The organism is Corynebacterium evansiae, from assembly GCF_027570065.1.
GTDB classification, from domain to species: Bacteria; Actinomycetota; Actinomycetes; order Mycobacteriales; family Mycobacteriaceae; genus Corynebacterium; species Corynebacterium evansiae.
The window spans coordinates 1-1,321 of the sequence record NZ_JAKMUT010000021.1; the positions used below are offsets into that span (position 1 = coordinate 1).

The following is a 1,321-nucleotide window of genomic DNA, read 5'->3' on the forward strand; positions in this document are numbered from 1 at the left end:
TGAGGTTACCCTCGTTTAGTGGACACCCTATTTGTACGGATCTTGTGTCCGTGGGAGAGGATGTTCATTGTGAGTCAACAGCGCAAGAAGTACACGCCGGAGTACCGGCGTGAAGCCGCGAACCTGGTAATCGAGTCGGAGCGGCCGATCGCTCATGTGGCTAAGGAGATCGGTGTTTCCGCCGGACTTTTAGGCCGCTGGGTCAAACTCGAGCGTGAGCGCCGAGGAGCATCAGATGGGATGAGCGAGGCTGATCTTCGGGCCGAGAATGCGCGCCTGCGCCGTGAGCTGGCGGAAGCCAAGATGGATAATGAGTTTTTGTCAAAAGCGACAGCCTTCTTCGCCGCGAAGCAACGCGAGCAGAAAAGTTCGAATTGATGCGGCAGGAGAAGGCGAACTACAGCATCAAGCGCATGGCACGGCTTTTAAAAGTGTCTCGGTCTGGATACTACAAATGGGCCCATGCGCAGCAGAAACGACTATCCGGCGAAAATGATCGTGCTGCATTTTACGATGGCGTTGACCAAAAGATTCATCAGATTTGGAAAGACTCCGATGAGGTTTATGGTGCTCCGCGGATCACCGCAGAGCTCGCTGAGCGCTACCAGATCACATTGAATCGCAAGACTGTGGCGAAGCGGATGCGCATGATGGGCATTGAAGGGATTTCACCGCGGGCGTTTGTCCCGGTGACAACCATTCAAGCTAAGCGTAAGTCCACGCTTCCTGACCTGGTCAAGCGCATGTTTGATACAGGTGAGCTCAACCGGGTGTGGATGTCAGATATTACCTACCTGCGCACCGGTGAAGGATGGTTGTACCTGTGTGCCGTCCGCGATGGCCATTCCCGCAGGGTACTGGGCTGGGCTATGGATAGCGTTCAAGATACTTCCCTGGTCGAACGGGCCTTGCGGATGGCGCACACGCTGCGTGGTGACGTCCCTGATGGGCTGGTGTTTCATGCTGACCGCGGAACCCAATTCACCAGCGAGAAACTCTGGGAGGTTTGCCGCAACCTGGGCATTGCTCAGTCCGTGGGGCGTACCGGTGTGTGCTTCGATAATGCGATGGCTGAGTCGTTCTGGTCGACGCTTAAGACCGAATTTTACGACCGTAAGCGCTGGCCAACCCGTGATGCAGCACGCAAGGCCGTTGCCTACTGGATTGAAGTCGTCTACAACCGTCGACGCCGACACTCCGCACTCGGGATGGTCAGCCCTGTCGACTTTGAGAACCACACCGGTTCAACCACTAGCAGAAAAGAAATAGCTGCCTGACCACTGGGTAGCTCCACTACGTGTCCACGATTTGCGGGCAACCC

1 protein-coding gene is annotated in these 1,321 nt (G+C 55.9%); it reads left to right on the forward strand.

Annotated elements, in window-relative coordinates; all coding sequences use genetic code 11:
* Positions 1-60 precede the first annotated feature (60 nt).
* Positions 61-1,277 (forward strand): IS3 family transposase gene (locus L8V00_RS09960; RefSeq protein ID WP_269944929.1). Its coding sequence is split into 2 segments (ribosomal slippage): positions 61-322 and positions 322-1,277, totalling 1,218 coding nucleotides; the frame shifts between segments, so codons are not numbered across the junction.
* Positions 1,278-1,321 lie beyond the last annotated feature (44 nt).